This is a genomic window from Mycolicibacterium sp. SMGY-1XX (genome assembly GCF_059132455.1).
Genome location: NZ_CP101139.1, coordinates 2,724,386 through 2,748,735 on the forward strand (window position 1 = coordinate 2,724,386; position 24,350 = coordinate 2,748,735).

The 24,350-nt window shown below is 67.8% G+C and carries 25 protein-coding genes; 19 read left to right on the plus strand and 6 right to left on the minus strand.

All coding sequences use genetic code 11. The annotated features are described in order from the left end of the window. Positions 1 to 23 precede the first annotated feature (23 nt). From ftsY to NL241_RS13385, 4 genes are all read left to right on the plus strand, one after another. Complete coding sequence (gene ftsY, locus NL241_RS13370) at positions 24 to 1,427, plus strand: signal recognition particle-docking protein FtsY (protein ID WP_494397790.1); 1,404 nt, start codon at positions 24 to 26, stop codon at positions 1,425 to 1,427. Between the two features lie 214 nt (positions 1,428 to 1,641). Beyond that, positions 1,642 to 2,994 (plus strand): ammonium transporter, encoded by a 1,353-nt coding sequence (locus tag NL241_RS13375; protein ID WP_494397791.1) that lies wholly within the window; start codon positions 1,642 to 1,644, stop codon positions 2,992 to 2,994. 51 nt (positions 2,995 to 3,045) lie between these two features. Further along, complete coding sequence (locus NL241_RS13380) at positions 3,046 to 3,384, plus strand: P-II family nitrogen regulator (protein ID WP_003881099.1); 339 nt, start codon at positions 3,046 to 3,048, stop codon at positions 3,382 to 3,384. A gap of 80 nt (positions 3,385 to 3,464) precedes the next feature. Further along, a complete protein-coding gene (locus NL241_RS13385; protein WP_487689156.1) occupies positions 3,465 to 5,981 on the plus strand; it encodes a [protein-PII] uridylyltransferase in 2,517 nt (838 codons plus the stop codon). A 4-nt stretch (positions 5,982 to 5,985) separates the two neighbouring features. On the opposite strand, the gene NL241_RS13390 is transcribed toward NL241_RS13385, so the two are convergent. Continuing rightward, positions 5,986 to 7,194: a HAMP domain-containing sensor histidine kinase gene (locus NL241_RS13390; RefSeq protein ID WP_494397792.1), complete on the minus strand. Its 1,209-nt coding sequence runs from the start codon at positions 7,192 to 7,194 to the stop codon at positions 5,986 to 5,988. Beyond that, positions 7,194 to 7,895 carry a response regulator transcription factor gene (locus tag NL241_RS13395; protein ID WP_487689162.1) on the minus strand — a complete coding sequence of 234 codons (702 nt, stop codon included), beginning with the start codon at positions 7,893 to 7,895 and terminating at the stop codon, positions 7,194 to 7,196. The genes NL241_RS13390 and NL241_RS13395 overlap by 1 nt, the downstream gene beginning before the upstream one ends. 104 nt (positions 7,896 to 7,999) lie before the next feature. Between NL241_RS13395 and NL241_RS13400 the strand changes: the two genes are divergently transcribed. The 6 genes from NL241_RS13400 to NL241_RS13425 are packed head-to-tail and all read left to right on the plus strand — an operon-like array spanning position 8,000 to position 14,533. Then, a complete protein-coding gene (locus tag NL241_RS13400) occupies positions 8,000 to 9,031 on the plus strand; it encodes an AAA family ATPase (protein WP_487689164.1) in 1,032 nt (343 codons plus the stop codon). Next, a complete protein-coding gene (locus NL241_RS13405; RefSeq protein WP_487689166.1) occupies positions 9,028 to 9,951 on the plus strand; it encodes a DUF58 domain-containing protein in 924 nt (307 codons plus the stop codon). Before NL241_RS13400 ends, NL241_RS13405 begins: the two co-directional genes overlap by 4 nt. Continuing rightward, a complete protein-coding gene (locus tag NL241_RS13410; protein ID WP_487689168.1) occupies positions 9,948 to 10,925 on the plus strand; it encodes a VWA domain-containing protein in 978 nt (325 codons plus the stop codon). The genes NL241_RS13405 and NL241_RS13410 overlap by 4 nt, the downstream gene beginning before the upstream one ends. A 12-nt stretch (positions 10,926 to 10,937) precedes the next feature. Further along, entirely contained in the window at positions 10,938 to 11,876 is a 939-nt protein-coding gene (locus tag NL241_RS13415; protein ID WP_494397793.1) for a S1C family serine protease, read from the plus strand. A 24-nt stretch (positions 11,877 to 11,900) separates the two neighbouring features. Continuing rightward, a complete protein-coding gene (ffh, locus tag NL241_RS13420; RefSeq protein WP_487689172.1) occupies positions 11,901 to 13,463 on the plus strand; it encodes a signal recognition particle protein in 1,563 nt (520 codons plus the stop codon). A 2-nt stretch (positions 13,464 to 13,465) separates the two neighbouring features. Continuing rightward, complete coding sequence (locus NL241_RS13425; RefSeq protein WP_494397794.1) at positions 13,466 to 14,533, plus strand: amidohydrolase family protein; 1,068 nt, start codon at positions 13,466 to 13,468, stop codon at positions 14,531 to 14,533. Here the strand turns inward: NL241_RS13425 and NL241_RS13430 are convergent. From NL241_RS13430 to NL241_RS13440, 3 genes are all read right to left on the minus strand, one after another. Then, on the minus strand, positions 14,530 to 15,375 hold the full coding sequence (locus NL241_RS13430) for a D-alanyl-D-alanine carboxypeptidase family protein (protein ID WP_487689176.1): 846 nt from the start codon (positions 15,373 to 15,375) through the stop codon (positions 14,530 to 14,532). The genes NL241_RS13425 and NL241_RS13430 overlap by 4 nt on opposite strands. A gap of 69 nt (positions 15,376 to 15,444) precedes the next feature. Further along, positions 15,445 to 16,347, minus strand: coding sequence for a D-alanyl-D-alanine carboxypeptidase family protein (locus tag NL241_RS13435; RefSeq protein WP_494397795.1), 903 nt, complete (start codon positions 16,345 to 16,347; stop codon positions 15,445 to 15,447). Between the two features lie 47 nt (positions 16,348 to 16,394). Further along, positions 16,395 to 18,005 (minus strand): diflavin oxidoreductase, encoded by a 1,611-nt coding sequence (locus NL241_RS13440; RefSeq protein ID WP_494397796.1) that lies wholly within the window; start codon positions 18,003 to 18,005, stop codon positions 16,395 to 16,397. Positions 18,006 to 18,119: 114 nt separating this feature from the next. Here NL241_RS13440 and NL241_RS13445 point away from each other — a divergent pair, with 114 nt between their 5' ends. The 5 genes from NL241_RS13445 to trmD all read left to right on the plus strand — a co-directional run bounded on the left by NL241_RS13445 (position 18,120) and on the right by trmD (position 20,635). After that, positions 18,120 to 18,539: a nuclear transport factor 2 family protein gene (locus NL241_RS13445; protein WP_487689182.1), complete on the plus strand. Its 420-nt coding sequence runs from the start codon at positions 18,120 to 18,122 to the stop codon at positions 18,537 to 18,539. A gap of 179 nt (positions 18,540 to 18,718) precedes the next feature. Next, positions 18,719 to 19,168: a 30S ribosomal protein S16 gene (rpsP, locus tag NL241_RS13450; protein WP_487689184.1), complete on the plus strand. Its 450-nt coding sequence runs from the start codon at positions 18,719 to 18,721 to the stop codon at positions 19,166 to 19,168. Next, positions 19,165 to 19,407 carry an RNA-binding protein gene (locus NL241_RS13455; RefSeq protein ID WP_197380899.1) on the plus strand — a complete coding sequence of 81 codons (243 nt, stop codon included), beginning with the start codon at positions 19,165 to 19,167 and terminating at the stop codon, positions 19,405 to 19,407. The genes rpsP and NL241_RS13455 overlap by 4 nt, the downstream gene beginning before the upstream one ends. 13 nt (positions 19,408 to 19,420) lie before the next feature. Continuing rightward, a complete protein-coding gene (gene rimM / locus NL241_RS13460; protein WP_487689186.1) occupies positions 19,421 to 19,951 on the plus strand; it encodes a ribosome maturation factor RimM in 531 nt (176 codons plus the stop codon). Between the two features lie 6 nt (positions 19,952 to 19,957). Next, entirely contained in the window at positions 19,958 to 20,635 is a 678-nt protein-coding gene (gene trmD / locus NL241_RS13465; RefSeq protein WP_487689187.1) for a tRNA (guanosine(37)-N1)-methyltransferase TrmD, read from the plus strand. Here the strand turns inward: trmD and NL241_RS13470 are convergent, their stop codons facing one another. Further along, positions 20,636 to 21,574 carry a serine hydrolase gene (locus tag NL241_RS13470; RefSeq protein WP_494397797.1) on the minus strand — a complete coding sequence of 313 codons (939 nt, stop codon included), beginning with the start codon at positions 21,572 to 21,574 and terminating at the stop codon, positions 20,636 to 20,638. It abuts the gene before it with no gap. Between the two features lie 316 nt (positions 21,575 to 21,890). Between NL241_RS13470 and rplS the strand changes: the two genes are divergently transcribed. The 4 genes from rplS to NL241_RS13490 all read left to right on the plus strand — a co-directional run bounded on the left by rplS (position 21,891) and on the right by NL241_RS13490 (position 24,226). Further along, positions 21,891 to 22,232: a 50S ribosomal protein L19 gene (gene rplS / locus NL241_RS13475; protein ID WP_487689394.1), complete on the plus strand. Its 342-nt coding sequence runs from the start codon at positions 21,891 to 21,893 to the stop codon at positions 22,230 to 22,232. Between the two features lie 127 nt (positions 22,233 to 22,359). After that, positions 22,360 to 23,163 (plus strand): signal peptidase I, encoded by an 804-nt coding sequence (gene lepB / locus NL241_RS13480; protein WP_494398303.1) that lies wholly within the window; start codon positions 22,360 to 22,362, stop codon positions 23,161 to 23,163. Beyond that, positions 23,164 to 23,877, plus strand: coding sequence for a ribonuclease HII (locus NL241_RS13485; RefSeq protein ID WP_494397798.1), 714 nt, complete (start codon positions 23,164 to 23,166; stop codon positions 23,875 to 23,877). Positions 23,878 to 23,920: 43 nt separating this feature from the next. Further along, complete coding sequence (locus tag NL241_RS13490) at positions 23,921 to 24,226, plus strand: DUF2469 domain-containing protein (protein ID WP_019346355.1); 306 nt, start codon at positions 23,921 to 23,923, stop codon at positions 24,224 to 24,226. Positions 24,227 to 24,350 lie beyond the last annotated feature (124 nt).

Here is a 24,350-nt window from a genome sequence, read left to right on the forward strand (position 1 = left end):
ACCCGTTTTGGGAGAATGACCGGGTGTCTGAAGGTCTCTGGATCGCAATTGCGGTTGTCGCCGTTCTGCTCGTCACTGCGCTGGTTGTCGGGTTGGTGCGCTACCGACAGCGGCGCATAAGTCTGACACCGCCACCGGACACCACGAAACCGGTCGATCGTTCCGGTGGGTACACCGCGACATCGGGCATCACCTTCAGCCAGTCCGCGCCACCGGCTCCTGAGAAGGTTCGACCGCCCGAGCGGATCGACACCGATGGCCTGCCCGCCGTCGGTGACGATGCCACGATCCCGCGGGATGCTCCCAAACGATCGATTGCCGATGTACAGCTTCCCGAACCGGGGACCGTGGCGCCACCGGAACCCGCGCCGGTCCCGAAGCCCGCGCCGCTGCCCGAGCCGCAACCGCTGCCCGAGCCCGAGCCCACCCCCGAGCCGGAGCCTGTGCCGGCACCCGCGCCCTTGCCGGAGCCCGAGCCGGAACCAGCTCCGGTGCTGGACACCATCGCGCCCGTCGAAGGGCGGTTGGACCGGTTGCGCGGCCGGCTGTCCAAATCCCAGAACGCGCTCGGACGCAGTGTGCTGGGCCTGCTCGGCGGAGGCGACCTCGATGAGGACTCCTGGGAAGAAGTTGAAGACACCCTGCTGATCGCCGACCTCGGGCCCGTTGTCGCGGCGTCGGTGATGCAGACCTTGCGGTCGAAGCTGGCGTCGGCCGGCGTGCGCACGGATGCGGATGCCCGCCGGGTCCTGCGGGAGGCTCTGATGGCTGAGTTGCACCCCGAATTCGACCGGTCGATCAGGGCACTGCCCCACGCCGATGCGCCGTCCGTGCTTTTGGTCGTCGGCGTCAACGGCACAGGGAAGACCACCACCGTCGGGAAGCTGGCGCGGGTGCTGGTGGCCGACGGCCGCCGGGTGGTGCTCGGCGCCGCGGACACGTTCCGTGCGGCGGCGGCCGATCAGCTGCAGACCTGGGCGTCGCGGGTGGGCGCCGAGGTGGTCCGCGGGCCCGAAGGCGCCGATCCCGCCTCGGTGGCCTTCGATGCCGTCGACAAGGGCATCGAGGGCGGTGCCGACGTCGTCGTCATCGACACCGCCGGCCGCCTGCACAACAAGGTCGGCCTCATGGACGAGCTCGGCAAGGTGAAGCGCGTGGTCGGTAAGCGCGCCGCCGTGGACGAAGTGTTGCTGGTTCTCGACGCCACCATCGGGCAGAACGGCCTGGCGCAGGCCCGGGTGTTCGCTGACGTGGTGGAGATCACCGGGGTGGTGCTGACCAAACTCGACGGCACGGCCAAGGGTGGCATCGTCTTCCGGGTGCAGCAGGAACTCGGTGTTCCCGTGAAACTCGTCGGTCTCGGTGAAGGGCCCGACGATCTGGCGCCGTTCGAGCCGGGGGCGTTCGTCGACGCTCTGCTGGGCTGACCGCCGGCGTCCCTTTAGCCCGACCGAAAGAGCTTTACAGTCTGCCATGCGCGCGTCAATTTCGCTGTCCGTCAAGGGTGAAACACGAGCGTAACGCTTAACGGCTGTGCGTTCACTTGGGTGAAACACAACAGAATCACCGATGAAACCACGGCAAAAGAACCTTCTCTGCGAGGCCGATCCGATCGGCGTATTTCAAGGAGGTTCACACAAAGTGGTCTTAGCCTTACCCGACGATGCCTTTCTGCCCTTCGGGCCGGAAGGACTGAGCGCCGGCGACACCGCCTGGGTACTCACATCCGCTGCCCTGGTTCTGTTCATGACCCCGGGCCTGGCGTTCTTCTACGGCGGCCTCTCACGGCAGAAGTCCGTCCTCAACATGATGATGATGTCCTTCGGCTCGCTCGGCGTGGTCAGCGTCATCTACGTGCTGTGGGGATACTCGATGTCCTTCGCTTCCGCGCACACCGGCGAGAGCGACATCCTCGGCATCTTCGACAACCCGTTCTCCCTCTTCGGCCTCACGCAGCTGCTGGAGACCCGCGAGGTCGACGGCGTGAGCACCTATGTGCTGGGTGGTTTCGGTACCGTGCCCGCCATCGTCTGGGTGGCATTCCAGTTGACCTTCGCCGTCATCACCGTGGCACTGATCAGCGGCGCGGTGGCCGAGCGCATGAAGTTCGGCACCTGGCTGGTGTTCGGCGGCATCTGGGTGACCCTGGTGTACTTCCCGCTGGCCCACATGGTCTGGGGCGGCGGCCTGCTCTCCGGTGCTGAAGGTGGCATCGCGGCAATGATTTTCGGTGTCGACGATGAAGGCGCGGCGAATGTGTCGCCGATCGACTTCGCCGGTGGCACCGTGGTGCACATCAACGCCGGTATGGCCGCCTTGGTTCTGGCCGTCCTGCTCGGTAAGCGCCGCGGCTTCGGCAAGACCGCCTTCCGTCCCCACAACATCCCGTTCGTCATGCTCGGTGCGGCCATCCTGTGGTTCGGCTGGTTCGGCTTCAACGTCGGTTCCGAGGGCGCGGCAGACATGCTCGCCGGCCTGGTCTGGGTGAACACCACCGCCGCCACCGCCGCCGCGATGCTGTCGTGGCTCCTGGTGGAGCGCATCCGCGACGGCCACGCCACGAGCGTCGGTGCCGCATCGGGCATCGTCGCCGGCCTGGTGGCCATCACCCCCGCCTGCGGTTCGCTGTCCCCGATCGGCTCGCTGATCCTGGGCGCCGTCGCCGGCATCCTCTCGGCGCTGGCCATCGGCCTGAAGTACAAGTTCGGATACGACGATTCGCTCGACGTGGTGGGTGTCCACCTGGTCGCCGGCCTGTGGGGCACCGTCGGAATCGGCCTGCTGGCCACCGAAACCGGCCTGTTCTACGGCGGCGGCATCCAGCAGCTGGTCGTGCAGATCGTGATCGCTCTGGTGGCGTTGATCTTCACCGCCGTCCTCACCGCCATCATCGCCTTCATCGTCAAGCCGCTGGGTTGGCGGGTCAGCGAAGAGGACGAGGACACCGGCATCGACGAGACCGAGCATGCGGAAACTGCTTATGAACTCGTGTGATCGGGGACCATGGACAGTGGCATTCACAGTGACTCTGGAAGGATCGACCAAATGAAGCTGATCACTGCGATCGTCAAACCGTTCACACTCGAAGACGTCAAGACGGGCCTGGAGCAGACGGGTATCCTCGGGATGACCGTCAGCGAGGTGCAGGGCTACGGCCGCCAGAAGGGACACACCGAGGTCTACCGCGGCGCCGAGTATTCCGTCGACTTCGTGCCCAAGGTTCGTGTGGAGGTGGTCGTCGATGATTCCGCCGTGGACAAGGTGGTCGACGTCATCGTGCAGGCCGCGCGTACCGGAAAGATCGGTGACGGCAAGGTGTGGGTCAGCCCGGTCGACACCGTGGTCCGCGTCCGCACCGGCGAGCGCGGGGCCGACGCCCTTTGAGTCGCAACAACTTCTGAACGTCCTCTCCAGGCCGTGCGCCGAGTGAGCGTTGGTCGGTAACGGAAACACATGAGGACGAAATGAAGCAGAAACCAGATCCCGCCGCCGGTGACTCCCGCAAGGGAGCCCCGGCGGCGGGCTCGTTCGACGAACAATCTCTCAACGAGCCACCCCGCCCGGCGCATGACCTCGCCAAGGCGGTCCAGCAGTTGCTGGACGGTGGGACGCGGCAACTGGATTCGCCGGCCCTGCGTGACGCGCTGCTGGATCTGCACGAATTCTGGCTCACCACCAAGGCCACCGAGATCGGGATCACCCCGACCAGCGGGTTCGCCATCGTGGCTACCGGCGGGCTGGGCCGCGGTGAAATGGTGCCCTATTCGGATCTCGATCTGACCCTGGTGCACGACAATATGCCCGCTGAGGTGGTCTCCGCGGTCGCCGAGCACCTCTGGTACCCGTTGTGGGACGCCAATATTCGGCTCGATCACAGCGTGCGTACGGTACCCGAGGCGTTGAAGGTGGCCACCGAGGACATCTCTGCGGGGCTGGCGATGCTCGAAGCGCGGCACATCGCCGGAGATTCCGCGCTGTCGGCATTGCTGATCGGCGGCGCACGCAGACAGTGGCGCACCGGGATCGCTTCCCGCTTCGAGGAACTCGTCGAGCACACTCAGGCCCGATGGCAGCGCAGCGGTCAGATCGCGCACCGCGCGGAACCGGACCTCAAGTGCGGACGCGGCGGGCTGCGCGATGTCCAGCTGCTCAACGCGTTGGCGATCGCCCAACTCGCCGACGTCTATCCGAGCCATTCGCTGGCCTCGCCCACGGGGTCACTCGGCGGGGCGCACCTGGCGCTGCTGAATGTCCGGACCGAACTGCACCGCGCATCGAGGCGCGGTCGCGACCAGCTGTTGGCTCAGCACGCCGACGAGATCGGTGCGGCGCTGCGCATCGGCGACCGGTTCGATCTGGCCCGCATGCTCTCCGACGCCGCCCGAACGGTCAGCTACTACGTCGACGCCGGGCTGCGGACCGCCGGAAATGCGTTGCCCCGCAGGGGTTTTGCGGCACTCCGTCGGCCGGTGCGGCGGCCCCTGGACGAGGGCGTCATCGAGTTCAACGGTGAGGTGATCCTGGCCAGGGACGCCCGTCCCGAGAAAGACCCTGGGCTGATCCTGCGGGTGGCCGCCGCGTCGGCCACCACAGGGCTGCCGATGTCGGTGTCCACCTTGTCCCGTCTTGCCGATTCCGCGCCGGAACTGCGCACTCCGTGGCCGCGGCAGGCGCTCAAGGATCTGCTGGTGCTGCTGGCCGCGGGCCCCGCCGCGGTAGCCACCGTGGAGGCCCTCGATCGCACCGGACTGTGGGGCAGGCTCTTCCCGGAATGGGGCGCGGTTCGGGACCTGCCGCCGCGCGATGTCGTCCACATCTGGACCGTCGACCGGCACCTGGTGGAAACCGTCTCGCGCGCAAGCGTGTTCACCACCCGGGTGTCGCGCCCCGACCTGTTGGTCCTCGGTGCGCTGGTGCACGACATCGGAAAGGGTCGCGGTGGCGACCACAGCATCATCGGCGCCGAACTCGCCACACAGATCGGCACCCGGCTCGGACTGTGGCCCTCCGATGTGGAAACGCTGTCGGCGATCGTGCGTTATCACCTGCTGTTGGCCGAGACCGCCACCCGCAAGGACCTGCAGAACCCGGACACCATCAGCGCGGTGGTCACCGCACTCGGCGGAGACACCGTGCTGCTCGAGCTGCTGCACGCACTGGCCGAAGCCGACTCGCTGGCCACCGGTCCCGGAGTCTGGGGCGACTGGAAGGCCTCTCTGATCGGCGATCTGGTGCGGCGCTGCCGGCTGGTGATGGCCGGAGATCCTCTGCCCCAAGCCGACCCGGTGGACCCGCGGTACCTCGAACTGGCCACGGAGGTCGGTGTCCACGTGGATCTGACGGCCGGTGAGGCCGCCCACACCTACAACGTGACGATGATCGCGCCGGACCGGCGTGGCGTGCTGTCGAAAGCTGCCGGCGTGCTGGCGCTGAACTCCTTGCGGGTGCACTCGGCGTCGGTGAACAGTCACCAGGGCTCGGCGATCAACACTTTCGTCGTGTCCCCGCACTTCGGCTCCCCGCCGGCCGCCGAGCTTCTGCGTCAGCAGTTCATCTTGGCAATCGACGGGGATCTCGATGTGGTGGCCAACCTGGCCCAGAAGGATCTCGACCTGGCTGCCGCCGGCGGACGTGCCGGTGAGGTGCGCGCCGCGGTTCCGGTGAACGCGCCTGCCGCGCCGCCGCGGGTGTTGTGGCACGACGGGCGCGCGGGGCAGTCCAACGAACTGCTGGTCGAGATCCGCACCACCGACCGCGCCGGGCTGTTGACCACGCTCACCGCGGTGTTCGAACGTGCCGGCGTGGACATCGCCTGGGCCAAGGTGACGACGCTGGGATCGTCGGTGGTCGACGCGTTCTGCATCCTGTTGCCCACCCCGGATGAGGACGGCGCACAGCGCGAACGGTTGAAAGAGGAGTTGTTGGCGGTGCTGCCCGCGCCGCCGCCGGCCAAGCCCAAGCCGGTGGAGGAAGCCAGCTAGTTCCCTAGAGCGGGCACGCCGACGGTGTTTGGGCGGTGCGCTCGGGCCGGTCGGCGATCGCTCGGTCCGGCAGCCAGATCACGAAGGTGCTGCCGACTCCCAGGGTGCTGAACAACGCCAGCTTGCCCTCATGGCTTTCGACGATCTGGCGGGCGATGGCCAACCCCAGGCCCGAACCCCGGCCCCCTCTTTTTTCTGTGGCCGTGTGCCCCTGCCGGAACCGGTCGAACACCCGCTGCTGGTCGGCTTCGGCGATACCGGGCCCTTGATCGCGCACGGCCACCCACGCCCACCCACCGGTGCTGCCGCTGGCGATGGTCAACTCAGAGTCCTTGGGCGCCAACCTGATCGCATTCGACAGCAGGTTGGCCAGGGCGCGGGCCAGTGATTCCGGATCGGCGTACACCACCGGACCGGGGGACAGGCGGGTGATCACCTGCAGTGGCCGTTCGCCGGCCAGCAGGCGGTGCTCGTCGACCACATCGCTGCAGAAGCTCTGCAGGTCCACCTTCTGATCGGCGAACGAACCGGACCGCCGCCGCGCCGTAGCCAGCAGATCCTCCAGCAGTCGCGACATCCGGCTGGTCGCCCGGGAGATCACCGCCAGCGCGTGGGCACGCTCCTCGGCGGTGGCGTGCTCGTCGGCCAGCACCGCCTCGACGTTGGCCTGCACCACCGCCACCGGGTTGCGCAGTTCATGCGAGACGTCCTCGACCAGCGCGCGTTCGGTGCGGAACGCCTCGTCGAGCCGGTCCAACATCCCGTCGATGGTGTCGGCCAGGGTACGCAGTTCGTCTTTGGGGCCTTTGGCGTTGATGCGCTGCGAAAGGTCGCTGGCCGACAGGCGATTCGCGGTGGCGGTGATCTCGCCGACAGGCCGCAGCAGCCGGCCGGCGACGAACCACCCGACCACCAGGCTGATCAGGAAGATCGCGCCCAGAGCCAGCAGTGAATAATTGCGCAGCGTCTCCAGCGTCGAGTAGTTCACCGCCCGCTGCACGCTCTCCAGGTCGGCGGCCTGGAAGCTCTCGCCCACCCGGTACACCATGGTCCCGTCGGATTTGCGGTCGAACTTCTTCACCGTCACCGGGTCCAGCGGGGCGGCGTCGATGGTCTTCGACAGAGCGAAGTAGACACCGGCCAAGATCACCGCGGAGATGACCGACAACCACAGCGAGGTCGTCAGCGCCAACCGCACGCGGATGGTGCGCATCACGCGGTCTGTGCAGGGGTGCGCAGCCGGTAACCGCGCCCGACCAGCGTGTGCAGCACCTGCTGTTCGCTGCCAAGGGTGAGCTTGCGCCGCAAGGTGCCCACGGTGACCCGCACCGTCTGGGTGAATGGGTCGGCATTCTCGTCCCAGACGTGTTCGAGGATCTGCTCGGCGGAGACCACGTGATCCGGGCGCGTCATCAGGTACCGCAGCACCGAGAACTCCTTGAGGGTCAGGTCGACCTCGCGCCCGCCCCGGCGCACGATCTGGCGCGCGGTGTCCACGGTGATGTCGCCCAGCCGCAGCACCGAAGAGTCCCCGGACACCTCCCGGCGCAGCACGGCCCGCAGCCGTGCGGTCAGTTCGGCCAGTGCAAACGGCTTGACGATGTAGTCGTCGGCGCCGGCGTCGAGACCGCGCACCCGGTCGGGCAGGGTGCCGAGCGCGGTGAGCATGACGATCCGGATGTCCCGGCCGGCCGGTGACTCGATCTCGCCCCCACGCAACCGTCGCGCCAGGTCAAGGCCGTCACCGTCGGGCAGGTTCACGTCGACGAGCGCCACGTCGTAGGAGTTGACTGCCAGCCGCTCGGTGGCCTCCGCCTCGGTGAGCGCGGTGTCCACCGCATAACCTTCCCGCTGCAGGCCGATGCGGAGAGCGCTGACCAACCCCTCTTCGTCTTCGACGATCAGTACCCGCATATGCGCCGAGCGTAGCGGCGCCGCCGCAGGTCGACCACTTCACTTTCGGTCCGCTTTCGCTGAGGTTTTCGGGGGTTTTCGCCCTCTGTTGATGAAGTGTCGGCATGAGCAATGACGTCGACGACCCGGGTGCCGTGTCGGCACCCGCCATCGGGGCACTCATCGAGCGTGCCCTGTTCGAGATGAAACACGTTGTGGTGGGTCAGGATTCGATGCTGGAGCGGCTGCTGGTGGGGCTGCTCGCCGGCGGGCACATCCTGCTGGAAGGTGTTCCGGGACTGGCCAAGACGCTGGCGGTGCGGACCGTGGCGACCGTGGTCGGCGGGACGTTTCACCGGTTGCAGTTCACCCCGGATCTGATGCCCGCCGACATAGTGGGCACCCGGGTGTGGCGGCCGTCGACGGAAACCTTCGACATCGAGCTGGGCCCCATCTTCGCCAACCTTGTGCTGGCCGACGAGATCAACCGGGCGCCGGCCAAGGTGCAGTCAGCGCTGTTGGAGGCGATGGCCGAAGGCCAGGTCAGCATCGGCGGGCGCACGTTCGCGCTGCCCGAACCCTTCCTGGTGCTGGCCACCCAGAACCCGATCGAGACAGACGGCGTGTACCACCTGCCCGAAGCCCAGCGCGACCGGTTCCTGCTCAAGATCGACCTGACGCACCCCAATGAGCTCGAGGAACTGGCCATCCTGGCCCGCATGGGATCGACACCGCCGCGGGCGCGCCGGTTGATGACCCCGGCCGATGTACTGCGGCTGCAGCGCGCCACCGAGGAGGTCTTCGTCCACCATGCCGTCGCCCACTACATCGTCCGGCTGGTGATGGCCACCCGCCGGCCCGCCGACTACGGCGCGGACTCCATCGGCGGTGTCCTGGAGTACGGTATCGGCCCCCGCGGATCGCTCGGATTGCTGTCGGCCAGCCGTGCGCTGGCGGTGCTGCGCGGACGCGATTACGTGCTGCCGGGTGACGTCGCCGACATCGCGGCCGACGTGCTGGCGCACCGGATGGTGCTGACCTTCGACGCGGTGGCCGACGGGGTGGATCCGCGCGCGGTGATCGCCGCGCTGCTGGACTGCGTGGCTCCGCCGGTGATCGCCCCGAACAGCCAGGATCTCGCCGAGGTGGCGTCGTGACCGCCCACCCCTGGCAGGCGCTGGATCTCGGGTTGCGCCGCCGGGTGGACAGCCTGCTGGCCGGTGACCACGAGGGGATGCGCCTCGGGGTTGGCTCCGAACGCGAAGAGGTGGCCCGCTATCAGCCCGGTGACGATGTGCGGCGCATCGACTGGAACATCACCGCCCGTGCCGGGGAGCCCCATGTCTGGCGACCGCGTGCCGACAACCGTCTGGACACCTGGGTGCTGGTCGACACCAGCCCCAGCATGGCCTTCGGGACGGTCAGCGACGAGAAGACCGATCTGGCCGCCCGGATCGTCTGGGCCCTGGGGCTGCTTACCGATGCTCCTGGAAACACCATGGGCGTGGCCACTTTCGGCGCCGACGGTCTGCGCTGGCACCGGCCGGACCAGGCCAAGCTGGCGGCCTCGCGCGCCGCGCAGACGCTGGTGTCTTCAGCTGTGCGCACCGGCGCCGGCGCCCCCCGGCTGGCCGAAGCGGTGAGTTCGCTCGGGTCGCGCCGGGGCGGGCCTGGGCTGCGGGTGGTGGTCTCGGATTTCATGGACCCCGACGGGGCGAACGACGGTCCGTTCGACTGGCAGGGCCCGCTGCGGCGGCTGTCCAGCCGCCATGACGTGATCGTTGTCGAGATCGTCGATCCGCGGGAGATGGAATTGCCCGATATCGGCGCGGTGACGCTGGTGGACCCCGAATCCGGTCGGCAACGCCAGGTCTGGACCTCCGACCGGCGGCTGCGCAGGCAGTACCGGGATGCGGCCGCGGCTCACCGCGACGCCGTCGGCTCCGCGATCCGTGCAGCCGGTGCCGATCATCTGCGGGCCAGCACGGGCAGTGACTGGATCCGCGACCTAGCCAGATTCCTGCGGGAGCGCCAACGCACGGTCCGCAGGCGCGCGCCGAGGGGGCGGGCGCGATGACGTTCCTGTTCCCGATCGGCCTCCTGATGCTGGTGCCGGTTGCGCTGTTGGCGCTCACCTACGTGGTGACATTGCGCCGACGGCAGCGCTACGCGGTGCGGTATGCGGCACTTCCGTTGCTGGACAGGGTGATCCCCGATCGACCGCAGTGGCGCAGACATCTGCCCGCGGCTTTCCTGCTGGCCGCTCTCGCGTTGTGCGGCCTGGCCGTCGCCCGGCCGGAGATGCCGGTGCGGGTGCCGTACGAGCGGGCCACGATCATCGTGGCGCTGGACACCTCGGAGTCCATGCAAGCCCGCGATGTCAGCCCGGACCGGTTGACCGCTGCGGTGGCCGCGGCCGGCGACTTCATCGAGCAGCTGCCCGACACCTTCAACGTGGGTGTGGTGACCTTCGCCGGTGCCACGTCGGTGGTGCACGCCCCGGACACCGATCACGACGCGGCCCGAGCCAGCCTGCAGATGCTGGGCACCCAGTCCAGGACCGCGATCGGCGAGGGGGTGTTCACCTCGCTGGATCAGATCCGGGCGGTCGCCGCCGATCCCGAGCAGGAACCGGAAGAGGGCCAGGAGCGGTTGCCCGCGCACATCGTGCTGCTCTCAGATGGCAGCAACACCAGCGGCCGGGGTACCGACGACGCGGCGCTGGCGGCGGTGGCCGCCGGCGTGCCCGTCTCGACGATCGCCTACGGAACCGAGGACGGTGTTCTGGACGGTGGTCTGTCGCAAGGCGGCTACGCCATCCCGGTGCCGGTGGACTCGCAGACCCTGGCCGAGCTGTCCGAGGCGACCGGCGGTATCGCGTACTCGGCCGCAAGCAGCGACGAACTGCAGGACGTCTACCGCGATATCGGCTCCTCCATCGGCTGGCGCACCGAATGGCGAGAGGTCACACCGTTTGTGGCGGCGATCGCCCTTGCTCTCGGCATCGTGGCCGCGGGCCTGTCGATGCGCTGGTTCTCCCGACTCGTCTGATGAGGAGTACACATGTCTGAATTCGATCTCGGCAGGCGCCCGGCCGGGCCGGCGTTCCTGGCCCCCGGCAGTGCCCCCGAACCTCCGCCACGGCCCGCAGCCCCGACGGTCCCGACCATCCCTGCTGTCCCGACACGGATCCAGGACGGGGCTCCCCGAACCGCGCCGCCGGTGCCGTCACCCCTTGCGGCACCGGCGGCGCCTCGCCGGTCGAAAACCGGCACCGCGCTGCTCGTCACCGCCTGTCTGCTGGCGAGCGGCAGCGCCGGCGCCGGTGCCGGGCTCTGGGCGGCCGCCGAGATGAACACCGGCCCGCAGATCCGGCAGAGCGCACCCGTCGCGGCCCCCGGGGGTCCCGCGCCGGACGCCCAGGTCGCCGCCCAGGCGCTGCTGCCCAGCGTGGTGCAGGTGGCAGCGGGTAACAGCCGCGGCTCGGGATTCGCCATCGACGACCAGGGCCGCATAATGACCAACAGTCACGTGGTCGAGGGGTACCAGCGAGTGCTGGTGCGGCTGTCCGACGGCCGTCGCGGCGCGGCCCGGGTGGTCGGCACGGACCCGCAGATGGATGTTGCGGTGCTGGAGATGGCCGGCGATCCGCCACCGCCGGCAGCCCTTGGGGTGAGCAACGGCCTGGCGATCGGGCAGCCGGTGATCGCCGCCGGCGCGCCGCTGGGCCTGGCCAGCACCGTCACCGCGGGCATCATCAGCGCTGTCGACCGGACCGCACGGCTGGGTTCGCAGCCCGAACAGCAGCTGCTGCAGACCGACGCGTCCATCAACCCGGGTAACTCGGGGGGACCGCTGGCCAACATGGCCGGCCAGGTGATCGGCATGAACACCGCGATCGCCACCGTCGGGGGAGCCGAAGCGGGCAACATCGGCATCGGGTTCGCGGTGCCCATCGACCGGGCGATCGAGGTGGCCAGGGAGATCATCGCCAACGGTTGAGCGGGTACCAAGTAGGCTTGGCCCGTGTTTGAATCCCTGTCCGATCGGCTCACCGGTGCGCTCACGGGCCTGCGCGGCAAGGGCCGGCTCACCGACGCCGACATCGACGCCACGGCCCGGGAGATCCGGCTCGCGCTGCTCGAAGCCGACGTCTCACTGCCCGTCGTCCGTGCGTTCATCAACCGGATCAAGGAACGCGCCAAGGGCGCGGAGGTCTCCGGTGCGCTGAACCCGGCCCAGCAGGTCGTCAAGATCGTCAACGAGGAGCTCATCGGCATCCTCGGCGGCGAGACCCGCCAGCTGCGGTTCGCCAAGACCCCGCCGACGGTCATCATGCTGGCCGGCCTGCAGGGCGCCGGTAAGACCACCCTGGCCGGCAAACTCGCCAAATGGCTTCGCGGACAAGGGCACACGCCGCTTCTGGTGGCCTGCGACCTACAGCGTCCGGGCGCGGTCAACCAGCTCCAGATCGTCGGCCAGCGGGCCGGCGTGCAGGTGTTCGCCCCGCATCCGGGAACCGCTCCCAGCGCTCCCGAAACCGAGGGGTCGGGTCCCGGCGACCCGGTCAGCGTCGCCGCGGCCGGTCTGGCCGAGGCCAAGGCCAAGCACTTCGACGTGGTGATCGTCGACACCGCGGGCCGGCTCGGTATCGACGACGTCCTGATGGCCCAGGCCGCAGGGATCCGCGACGCCGTGCGGCCCGACGAGACGCTGTTCGTGCTCGACGCGATGATTGGCCAGGATGCCGTGGCCACCGCCGAGGCGTTCGGTTCCGGCGTCGGCTTCACCGGCGTCGTGCTGACCAAACTCGACGGTGACGCCCGCGGTGGTGCCGCGCTGTCGGTGCGGGAAGTCACCGGGGTACCGATCCTGTTCGCATCCACTGGCGAGAAGCTGGAGGACTTCGACGTCTTCCACCCCGACCGGATGGCCAGCCGGATCCTCGGTATGGGCGACGTGCTCTCGCTCATCGAACAGGCCGAGCAGGTGTTCGACGCGCAGCAGGCCGAGGACGCCGCCGCGAAGATCAGCTCCGGTGAGCTGACGCTGGAGGACTTCCTCGAGCAGATGCTGGCGATCCGCAAGATGGGCCCGATCGGCAACCTGCTGGGCATGCTGCCCGGCGCCGGGCAGATGAAGGACGCCCTGGCCGCCGTCGATGACAAGCAGCTCGACCGCCTGCAGGCCATCATCCGCGGCATGACGCCGGCCGAGCGCGACGATCCCAAGATCATCAACGCCTCCCGCCGGCTGCGCATCGCCAACGGTTCCGGTGTCACGGTGTCCGAGGTCAACCAACTCGTCGACCGCTTCTTCGAAGCCCGCAAGATGATGTCCCAGATGGCCGGCCAGATGGGAATGCCGTTCGGCCGCAAGGGAAACAATCGCAAGAGCGCCAAGGGCAAGAAGGGCAAGGGCAAGAGCAAGGGCAGGGGACCGACGCCGCCGAAGGCGCGTAACCCGCTCGGCGCCGGTCTGCCCGGTGGCTTCCCCGATCTGTCGTCGATGCCCAAGGGCCTTGACGAACTGCCGCCCGGGCTGGCCGATTTCGACCTCTCCAAGCTGAAGTTCCCGGGACAGAAGTAAACGTGCGGCTGCACCTGCGGGGTACGTCGCTGCCCGACGGCGAACCGGTGCAGTGGTGGGTGGTCGACGGAACGCTCTCCGCGGAACCGGTTTCCGGTGCGGAGACCATCTTCGACGGGGGCTGGATCATCCCCGGATTGGTCGACGCCCACTGCCATGTCGGGCTGGGGCCCGGTGGACCCACCACGCATGACGAGGCGATCTCGCAGGCCGAGACCGAGCGCGAGGCCGGCGCACTGCTGCTGCGCGACGCGGGCTCACCGATCGACACCCGCGCCCTCGACGATCGCGAGGACCTGCCGCGAATCATCCGCGCGGGCAAGCACATCGCCAAACCCAAGCGCTATATCCCCGGTCTGCCGATCGACATCGAGGACGAAGCGCAACTTCCGGACGTGGTGGCCTCACAGGCGCGCTTCGGCGACGGCTGGGTGAAACTGGTCGGCGACTGGATCGACCGCGGGGTCGGTGATCTGGCCCCCTTGTGGTCCGACGAGATCCTCAAGGCCGCCATCGACGCCGCCCACGCCGAAGGGGCCCGCGTCACCGCCCACGTGTTCGGTGAGGACGCGCTACCGGGGCTGATCAACGCGGGGATCGACTGTATCGAGCACGGTACCGGGGTCACCGAGGACATCATCGATCTGATGCTCGAGCACGGCACCGCGCTGGTGCCGACGCTGATCAACATCGAGAATTTCCCGAACATCGCTGCGGCGGCGGCCAAGTACCCGACCTACGCGCGGCACATGAACGATCTCTACGCCAGCTGTGGCGAGCGGGTGGCTGCCGCTCGCGAGGCGGGCGTCCCGATCTATGCCGGCACCGATGCCGGCGGCATGGTGGCTCACGGCCGGATCGCCGATGAGGTGGAGGCGCTCAAGGGCATCGGGATGACGGCCACCGAGGCGCTCGGTGCGGCGTCGTGGACGGCGCGGGACTGGCTGGGCCGGCCCGGGCTGGAGCACGGCGCCCCGGCAGATCTGGTGTGCTACACCGAAGATCCGCGCAGCAGCGCCACCATACTCAGTGCGCCCGACGTGGTGATCCTGCGCGGCCGGGTGTTCTAGCCAGGCTGGCTGAAACCCCAGTCCAGCAGGCCCATCGCCTGGCCGTACAGGTCGCCGCTGCCCTTCATCTGCACCACCACCAGTCGCCGATCGCCTCGTTGGGCGGCACCCACATAGGTCTTGCCGGCCAGGTTGGTGAAACCGGTCTTGCCGCCCAGGGCTCCCGGGTAGCGTTCCAGCAGCTCGTTCTGGTTGTGGATGGTCTTGTAGCCGGTGCGATCGGGGAACTGCGCCGAGGGCGCCCGCATGATCTGGGCCAGCAGGGGATAGCTCAGCGCGGCGCGGAAGATGACACCGAGATCGCGTGGAGTGGTCAGCGATTCCCAGCCGGGTCCGTCGAGTCCTGACGGTGACAGCGCCCTGGTGCTCTGTGCACCAAGCGACTTCGCTTTGGCATTCATCCGCATGATGGCGGGGCGGTAGCCACCCAGCATGTCGCCGAGCAGATTGGCGGCGTCGTTACCCGACACCATCAGGATGGCGGCGAGCAGTTGCGTGGTGGTGTACACCTGACCGGGCACCAGGCCCACGCACGAACATTCCACCTGGGTGTGCACGGGTGCGGCCCGCACCGCCGCGTTCGGGTTCAGATGGTCCAGGACGGTCATCGCCAACAAGACCTTGATGGTGCTGGCGGGCGCGGAGACCGCGGTCGGGTTCTTGCCGGCCAGGATCGCGCCGGTGTCCATGTCGGCGACCATCCAGGCCTGCGCCGGACCGTCGGGGGCGGTGACCGCTCCCGCGGGCGCCACCTCCGGGGCGGCGGCAGCCGGTTTGGCGACCAGCACCGACGCGGTGAAGGTCAACAGGCTCAGAATCACCGCGAGCGGACTGAGGGGCACGACCGCCGAGCGTAACCACTTTGCGCCCGGTGGTGATCTCGAAACGGTTGCGAATCAGCAACTTCCGGTTCAGAGGATGCCGATGTTGGCGCCGTTGTTCTGCGCGAAGCCCCAATCCAGCAGGGCACCGGCCTGATCCCAGTAGGTGGGGCCGCCCTCGACGACGAGCCCGTACATCATCGCGATCACCAAGCGGCGTCCATTACGGGATGCGGCGGCCACATACGTCTTTCGTGCCAGATCGGTGAAACCGGTTTTCCCGCCCAGGGTTCCGGGATACCGGTGCAGCAGCTCGTTCTGGTTCACCAGCACCCGGTCGCCGGTCTTGCTCGGAAACACCGCCGTGGGCTGCGCGACGATCTGCGCGAACACCGGATTGGCCATCGCCGAGCGAAAGATCACCGCCAGGTCATGCGGGGTGGACCAGATGTTGATACCGGGGCCGTCGATGCCCGAGGGTGAGCCGGCGCTGGTGCCGTGTGCGCCCAGCATCGAGGCTTTGGCGTTCATCTTGGCCACCGCGGCCCCGCTGCCACCGACCATGCGCGCCAACGTGTTCGCCGCGTCATTGCCGGAGACCAGCAGCAGGCCCTCCAGGAGCTGGCGGGCGGTGTAGGTGTAGCCGGGCAGTACACCGGCGCAGTTGCACTCGACCAAGGTGTCGGCGTCCTCGGCGACGATCGTCGCATCCAGTGGCACCTCGTCGAGGATCACCTGCGCCAGCAGCGTCTTGATGGTGCTCGCCGGGGCGTAGGTGTTGTTCTGGTTGCGACCGGCGAGCACCTGCCCGGTGTCCATGTCGGCGATGATCCAGGCCTGGGCCGGTCCACCGGGCACGGGCACCGACCCGACGGGTTGAGCGGCGGTGATCTCGCCCGCGGGCTCGGCGTCCGCGGACGGCGCGAAGGCCACCAGGGCGAGGATCAACGCCAGACCCAGGGTGACCGACACACTCACCAACAGCTTGCGCATGAAGACGGAGCCTAACCCGAATCGCGGCCGGCTCAGAATTCTCCGCGTCAGTACACATCCCTGGCGTAGCGATGCTCTTTGGTGAGGTTGTTGACGTAGGCGTGGGCGGCGTCGGCGTCCATGTCGCCGGCGGACGCCACGATCTCGTGCAGTGTGTGATGAACGTCGTTGGCCATGCGCTTCTCGTCACCGCAGACGTAGAGATGTGCGCCGTCCTGCAACCAGGCGAACACCTCGTCCGCCTGCGCCAGCATGTGGTGCTGGACGTAGCGCGCTTCGTCGTTGTCTCTGCTGAACGCCACGTCCAAGCGGCCGAGCACCGCTGAATCCAGGTACTCCTGCAGCTCCTGCTCGTACAGGAAGTCGCTGGCCCGGCGGCGGTGCCCGAAGAACAGCCACGACCTTCCCGTGGCGCGGGTGGCGGCGCGTTCCTGCAGGAACGCCCGGAACGGCGCGATCCCGGTGCCGGGGCCGACCATGATGATCGGCACGTCGGCGGCGGGCAACCGGAAGTTGTTGTTGGGTTGCAGGTGGGTGCGCACCTGCTGGGCGCGGTCGGCCAGGTGCCCTGTGGCGACGCCCGAGCGTTGACGCTCGCCGCGGTGGTAGCGCACGGTGGCCACGGTCAGATGCACCCGGTCGGGATGAGCGAGTGGGCTCGAGGCGATCGAGTAGTCGCGGTACTGCAGCGGCCGCAGCGTGGCGAGAACCTCGTCGGCGGTCAATGCGGCGAGGTCGAGGAGGTCCAGCAGATCGCGACCGAAGAGCCAGGTGTCCAGTGCCGTGTGGTCGTCGCCGCCCAGCGCCGCGGCGGCCTCGGCGTCCGGCGTCCGGGCGGCGACAAGTGCCTGCAGGGCGCGTGACGGGGTGCGTATCTCGAAGTGCTCGGCGAGCAGCGTGCCCAGCGGCAGGTCGTGACCGGGCACGGTGTCGGCGGCGTCGCGACCCAGCTTCGCCAGGAGCGCCTCGACCAGTTCCGGGTCGTTGACGGGATGGATTCCCAACGAGTCGCCGGCCTGGTAGGTCATTCCGCTGTCGGCGAGGTCGATTTCGTAGTGCCACACTTCGTCGTCGGAGCCGTCTCCGGTGAGCAGCCGTCGGGCGCTGAGCTGGGCGGGGAACGGGTTGGTGCGGTTCCACAACGGGTGGACACGGCGGTCGTCGGCGTCGGTGCTGATCGGCTCGCCCGAATCGTCCGCCGCGGCCGACAGGAGCGCGATGACATCGGTGGTCCATGCTGCGGCGTCGTCATCGAAGTCGACATCGCAGTCCACCCGGGTGATCAGCCGCGTCGCTCCCAGCTCGACGAGTCGCGCGTCGAGCAGCTTCCCGGCGTTGGAGAAGTCGATGTAGTACTTGTCGCCGAGACCCAGCACGGCGAAGGTCAGCTGCTCGAGTCGCGGTGCGCTGTCCGACTCGAGCATCTCCCAGAACAGCGAGGCGTTGTAGGGGAACTCGCCCTCGCCGTAGGTCGCCGTGATGGCGATGAAGTGGGTCGCGGTGGCCAGGTCTCGCGCGTCGACGGCGTTGAGTTCGACGGCGGTGACCGCGATCCCGACGGCTTCGGCGGCGGCGGTGAACAGCCCGGCGAGCTGCTCGGCTCCGCCGGTTTCGGAGCCGTATCCGACGGTCACAGAGAACGCGGGTTGCTCGGACAACACTCATACCCTTCAGTTAGGTGTACCTAAGTTAGGGCGACCTTACTGGGATTGCCGGGGCATCGGGTGCGTCCCTCTGGCGACTTTCGCTACCGAGAGTGTTGAATTGTGCGCATGCTCAGCCTCGAGGAGATCTCCGACCGCCTGGAGATCCAGCAGCTGCTGGTCGACTACTCGACAGCGATCGACACCCGGCGATTCGACGACCTCGACAACGTGTTCACCGAGGACGCGTACATCGACTACCGCGCCATGGGTGGTATCGACGGCCGATATCCGGAGGTCAAGGCGTGGCTGGCGGAAGTCCTGCCGAACTTCCCGGCGTACTCCCACATGCTGGGCAATCTGTCGATCACCTTCTCCGGTGACGCTGCGGCCTCCCGGGTGATCTGCTTCAACCCGATGGTGCTCGGTGGCGACCAGAAGCAGGTGCTGTTCTGCGGCCTCTGGTACGACGACGAATTCATCCGCACCCCCCAGGGATGGCGGTTGACCCGCCGCGTCGAGACCAAGTGTTTCGACAAGCTGGTGTAGGTCGAGAGCCTCCGGCCGACGATTTCTGTTGGGGGAGCCGACTCTGGCACAATGGTCGGCTGTCTGCCGTACGACCCAGGCTGTGCGGCGGTCACACACGTGAGGCAAAACCGGATCCGGGCAGCCTGCCCCGATCGCTGAATTGCAGCGTGGCATCTCAACAGGAGAGTTCTTTCCCCATGGCTGTGAAAATCAAGCTGACCCGTCTCGGCAAGATCCGCAATCCCCAGTACCGCATCACCGTCGCCGACGCGCGCACCCGCCGCGACGGTCGCTCCATTGAGGTCATCGGCCGCTACCACCCGAAGGAAGAGCCGAGCCTGATCGAGATCGATTCCGAGCGCGCGCAGTACTGGCTCGGCGTCGGCGCCCAGCCCACCGAACCGGTGCTGGCCCTGCTGAAGATCACCGGCGACTGGCAGAAGTTCAAGGGTCTGCCGGGTGCCGAGGGCACGCTGAAGCTCAAAGAGCCCAAGCCCAGCAAGCTGGATCTGTTCAACGCAGCGCTGGCCCAGGCCGATGGCGCTCCATCCGGCGAGGCCATCACGCCCAAGAAGAAGAAGGCGCCCAAGGCTGACGAGGCTGCCGCCGAGGCACCTGCCGAGACCGCCGAGACCGCCGCCGAATGAGTGCTGTCGTCGTCGACGCCGTGGAGCACCTGGTCCGCGGAATCGTCGACAACCCTGACGACGTCCGCGTCGACATGGTGACCAACCGCCGGGGCCGCACCGTCGAGGTGCACGTGCATCCCGACGATCTCGGCAAGGTCATCGGTCGCGGCGGTCGCACGGCCACTGCGCTGCGCACCCTGGTCGCCGGTATCGGAGGCCGTGGGATCCGCGTCGACGTGGTGGACACCGACCAGTAGGGCGCAGAAGCTCGTGGAGCTGGTCGTCGGTCGTATCGTCAAGGCGCACGGCATCACCGGTGAGGTGGTGGTCGAAGTGCGCACCGATGATCCCGGCGGCCGCTTCGCGCGCGGAAAGACCCTGCGCGGCAGGGCATCCCGTGGGGGAGCGCAGCGGGACTTCGTCGTCGACTCCGTGCGTGAGCACGGAGGGCGGCTGCTCGTGCGGTTGGCCGGCGTCGCCGATCGCGACGCCGCCGACGCGTTGCGTGGCACCCTGTTCCTCGTCGACTCCGACGACCTGCCGCCCATCAGCGAACCCGACGAGTATTACGACCATCAACTCGAGGGTCTTTCGGTGCGCACCGTGGACGGCGCCGGCGTCGGCACCGTCGCCGAGGTGTTGCACACCGCCGCGGGTGAACTCCTGTCGGTGAAAACCCCTGAGGGACGCGAGATACTGGTCCCCTTCGTCACCGCGATCGTGCCGAGGGTGTCGCTGACCGACGGCGTGATCGAGATAGATCCGCCCGACGGGCTGCTGGCCATCGAAGATCTTCCCTGAGGCGCCGTGCGGATAGACGTCATCACCATCTTCCCGGACTACCTGGCTCCGCTGCGGCAATCGCTGCCCGGGAAGGCCATCGAATCGGGCCGGATCGAACTCGGGGTCCACGACCTGCGGCGCTGGACCCACGACGTGCACAAGTCCGTGGACGACTCGCCCTACGGCGGTGGCCCCGGCATGGTGATGAAGGCCCCCATCTGGGGTGCTGCACTCGATGAGATCTGTTCCCCGGAAACGCTTCTCGTGGTTCCCACGCCGGCGGGCCGGCTGTTCACGCAGGAGACCGCGGCACGCTGGAGCGCTGAATCGCATCTGGTGTTCGCCTGCGGTCGCTACGAGGGCATCGACCAACGCGTCGCCGACGATGCGGCCCGGCGGATGCGGGTCGAAGAGGTGTCCATCGGTGATTACGTGCTCAACGGCGGGGAAGTGGCGACCCTGGTGATGCTGGAAGCCGTAATCCGGCTGCTACCGGATGTGATCGGCAATCCCAAGTCGCACCAAGAGGATTCACATTCCGACGGGCTCCTCGAAGGGCCCAGCTACACCCGCCCGCCGAGCTGGCGTGGGCTCGATGTGCCTGAAGTGCTGCTGTCCGGCGATCACGCCAGGGTGGCGCGGTGGCGCCGCGAAGCCGCCGAGGAGCGCACCCGACAACGGCGCCCGGACCTGCTCGGCTAGCTAGACGCTGCCGGCGGGGAACATGGATCGAACCGCCTGGGTGATGGTCTTCCGGGCCGCCTCGGCTCCCACCGGCTGCAAGGCGTAGATCACCATGATGTAGCGGCGGTCGAGGCCCAGGATGCCGGTGGACAGATGCATCCAGTCCGATCCGATGCAGCACATCCAACCCTGTTTGACCGCAACCCGTTCGGCGGGCAGCCCTTCGGGGATCCCGAAGCGTTGAGGGTAGATGCCGCCGGGCTGGGTGCCGTCGGGTGCGGTGGGTGTCGAGGCGGCGAGGTTGTTGACGATGATGCTGGCGCGTTCCGGGGGCAGACCACCCTTTCCGGCGAGCATCATGTCGTAGTACCGCACCAGATCCGCCGCCGAGGTGATGGTGTTGAACCACCGGCCGTTGCCCGGCGGGGAGGTGTCGGCCAAGCCGTAACGGGCGGTGACGCGGTTCACGATCGCACTACCACCACCGCGATTCCAGAAGACCTCGGCGGCGCTGTCATCCGACGAACGCAGCATGACATCGAGTGACTTGCGATCCTCGGGTGAGAGGTTCGGCTCGCGCAGCAGCAGATCGTCGGCGATGAACAGTTTGACCACCGACGCCGTGGCCCAGCCGGAGGTGCGTCCCGCGGACACCTGCTCGCGCGTCTCGCGGTCGAGGACCATGACGCCGATATCGGCGCCTTCCTCGGAGGCTGCGGCCACCGCCTGATCGGCGCGGGCCTGGAGACCGTTGAACGACGGCGCGGACTGGATGGCCGGGCTGCCGGCCGCCTCGGCGGGAGCCTGCGGCGCCACCACCGACATCTGCGGGCCGGCCGGGCTGTCGTGACCGGGGGAGCCGTACACCCTGGCCTCGCAGGCCGAACAGCTGGCGACCAGAGCTGTACTGATGAGGGCCGTTGTCCCCTTCACCAGTAGTGACGCCCGCCGACGCATGCTTCTCCTCGATGCGGAAGGTTCTGTTGTGGGCGCCCCGGGGCCTGTATGACTGAAGCCCGCCCGTCAAACCAGAGTAATCGCATAGGCTCACCCAGGCGTGGATAGCCAGCCTCGTCATCGCCTCGCAGGAGGCTCGTTCAGGACACGATTTCATTGCGTGCGCCGCGTCTGGCACAATTGACAAGTTGTCTGCGCGGGCTCGAAGCATCGCCTGCAGCGACATAGACCGAAAGCCCGACCCATCGGCCAAGGATCCGTCTTGCACAGTGTGCGGGGCGCTGTCCGCGGCCGCGACCGCAAGGAAGAGTCACCGATGAACACGCTGGACTTCGTCGACCAGGCGTCGCTGCGCGACGACATCCCGGCCTTCGGCCCCGGCGACACCGTGAACGTGCACGTGAAGGTCATCGAGGGCACCAAGGAGCGCATCCAGGTTTTCAAGGGTGCCGTCATCCGTCGTCAGGGCGGTGGCATCCGTGAGACCTTCACCGTCCGCAAGGAGAGCTACGGCGTCGGCGTAGAGCGCACCTTCCCGGTGCACTCGCCCAACATCGACAAGGTCGAGGTGCTGACCCGCGGTGACGTCCGGCGCGCCAAGCTGTACTACCTGCGCGACCTCCGTGGCAAGAAGGCCAAGATCAAGGAAAAGCGCTGACCTTGCGCGCTCCTGAGCGCCGCATACTCCGGTCCCGGGTGACGCTGACTACGCTGATCCCGTGACCGAAACCGAAGACTCGGCCAACCCCGATCGGACTGACGAACAGACCGATCTCGCCGATGAGGTGGATCGCGCCGCCGACGACGAGAAGCCCAAGAAGAAGCACTCCGCTCTGCGCGAAGGTGCGATTCTGGTTGCCATCGCTCTCGTGCTCTATTACGTGATGCTGACGTTTGTGGCGCGGCCCTACCTGATCCCGTCGGAGTCCATGGAACCGACGCTGCATGGCTGTCCCGGCTGTGTGGGTGACCGGATCATGGTGGACAAGCTGAGTTATCGGTTCACCGATCCCGCACCCGGCGACGTCATCGTCTTCAAGGGACCCCCGTCCTGGAGTGTGGGATACAAGTCGATCCGCTCGGACAACCCGGCGATTCGCGCCGTGCAGAACGCGCTGTCCTTCGTCGGCTTCGTCCCCCCGGACGAAAACGATCTGGTGAAGCGCATCATCGCCGTCGGCGGCCAGACAGTGGAGTGCCGCGCCGACACCGGACTGACGGTGGACGGCCGAGCGCTCGACGAGCCCTACCTCGACCCGAACACCATGATGGCCGACCCGGCGGTGTACCCCTGCTTGGGTAACGAGTTCGGACCGGTGACCGTACCGGAGAACCGCCTCTGGGTCATGGGCGACAACCGCACCCACTCGGCCGATTCCCGCGCACACTGCACCAGTTCACCGGTGGATGCCCAGAAGGGCCTGATCTGCACGGGTGACCCGATGAACGGCACCATCCCGGTGGAGAACGTCATCGGCAAGGCGCGGTTCATCGCATGGCCGCCGTCGCGCTGGGGTGGTGTCACGACATTCGATCCCCAAACGGCGGCCGCCCCCGTACTAGGGGCCGAGTCCCGTCAAGGTGCCTGAGTGCCTGCTGCCTGGCCGCCGCGCACCGTGATCCGCAAGTCAGCGGGTCTGCGCACCCTGGAATCTGCGCTGTATCGGGGTGGCCTGGGACCGGTGGCCGGGGTGGACGAAGTGGGCCGCGGTGCCTGTGCCGGTCCCTTGGTGGTGGCAGCCTGTGTGCTGGGACCCAACCGGTTGACCAGCTTGGCGCGTCTCGACGATTCCAAGAAGCTGAACGAAAAGGAGCGGGAGCGGCTTTTCCCGCTGATCAGGCGCTATGCCCTGGCCTATCACGTGGTGTTCATCCCGTCGACGGAGGTGGACCGGCGCGGAGTGCATGTCGCCAATATCGAAGGCATGCGCCGGGCCGTCGCCGGTCTGACGCTGCGGCCCGGTTACGTGCTGTCCGATGGGTTCCGCGTGCCCGGCCTGCCGATGCCGTCGCTGCCGGTGATCTCCGGTGATGCCGCGGCGGCGTGTATCGCCGCGGCCAGCGTGCTGGCCAAGGTGAGCCGGGATCGGCTGATGGTGAAGATGGACACCGAGCACCCGGGGTACGGTTTCGCCGAGCACAAGGGATACAGCACGGCCGCCCACAGCACCGCCCTCGCCGAACTGGGGCCGTGCGCGCAGCACCGGCGCTCGTTCATCAACGTGCGCCGGGTGGCGGGTATGCAGGTGGCCGAGCTTGCCGACGTGGACGCTGTGCTGGAACAGCGCACCGACTTCGGGTAGGACAAGATGAGGGGACTGACCGACATGAAGGACAGCTGGACCGATGAGCGCTGAGGATCTCGAGAAGTACGAGACCGAGATGGAGCTCTCGCTGTACCGCGAATACAAGGACATCGTCGGCCAGTTCAGCTACGTCGTGGAGACCGAGCGTCGGTTCTACCTGGCCAACAGCGTCGAACTGATCCCACGCAACTCCGACGGCGAGGTGTACTTCGAGTTGCGGCTGGCCGATGCCTGGGTGTGGGACATGTACCGCCCGGCACGTTTCGTCAAGCAGGTCCGGGTGATCACCTTCAAGGACGTCAACATCGAAGAGGTCGAAAAGCCCGAGCTGCGGCTGCCGGAGTAGGCGGCGACAACTCCGGCACCGGGGTGGGTCGACGTCGAAACCCCGGGCGTGAATGAGCCGCAGGGGCCGTTGGTTCGTGGAACCGGAGGAGCCCCGGCAGACTCCGGATGTTCGTGCCGCCCTG

Bases quoted from the DNA above. Each gene is read 5' to 3' on its own strand.
- rplS (WP_487689394.1), top strand. From the start codon at position 21,891: ATGAACACGCTGGACTTCGTCGACCAGGCGTCGCTGCGCGACGACATC.
- NL241_RS13380 (WP_003881099.1), top strand. From the start codon at position 3,046: ATGAAGCTGATCACTGCGATCGTCAAACCGTTCACACTCGAAGACGTC.
- NL241_RS13455 (WP_197380899.1), top strand. From the start codon at position 19,165: ATGAGTGCTGTCGTCGTCGACGCCGTGGAGCACCTGGTCCGCGGAATC.
- NL241_RS13410 (WP_487689168.1), top strand. From the start codon at position 9,948: ATGACGTTCCTGTTCCCGATCGGCCTCCTGATGCTGGTGCCGGTTGCG.
- rpsP (WP_487689184.1), top strand. From the start codon at position 18,719: ATGGCTGTGAAAATCAAGCTGACCCGTCTCGGCAAGATCCGCAATCCC.
- NL241_RS13390 (WP_494397792.1), bottom strand. From the start codon at position 7,194: ATGCGCACCATCCGCGTGCGGTTGGCGCTGACGACCTCGCTGTGGTTG.
- NL241_RS13435 (WP_494397795.1), bottom strand. From the start codon at position 16,347: ATGCGCAAGCTGTTGGTGAGTGTGTCGGTCACCCTGGGTCTGGCGTTG.
- NL241_RS13395 (WP_487689162.1), bottom strand. From the start codon at position 7,895: ATGCGGGTACTGATCGTCGAAGACGAAGAGGGGTTGGTCAGCGCTCTC.
- NL241_RS13470 (WP_494397797.1), bottom strand. From the start codon at position 21,574: ATGCGTCGGCGGGCGTCACTACTGGTGAAGGGGACAACGGCCCTCATC.
- NL241_RS13400 (WP_487689164.1), top strand. From the start codon at position 8,000: ATGAGCAATGACGTCGACGACCCGGGTGCCGTGTCGGCACCCGCCATC.
- NL241_RS13445 (WP_487689182.1), top strand. From the start codon at position 18,120: ATGCTCAGCCTCGAGGAGATCTCCGACCGCCTGGAGATCCAGCAGCTG.
- NL241_RS13415 (WP_494397793.1), top strand. From the start codon at position 10,938: ATGTCTGAATTCGATCTCGGCAGGCGCCCGGCCGGGCCGGCGTTCCTG.
- NL241_RS13385 (WP_487689156.1), top strand. From the start codon at position 3,465: ATGAAGCAGAAACCAGATCCCGCCGCCGGTGACTCCCGCAAGGGAGCC.
- NL241_RS13490 (WP_019346355.1), top strand. From the start codon at position 23,921: ATGAGCGCTGAGGATCTCGAGAAGTACGAGACCGAGATGGAGCTCTCG.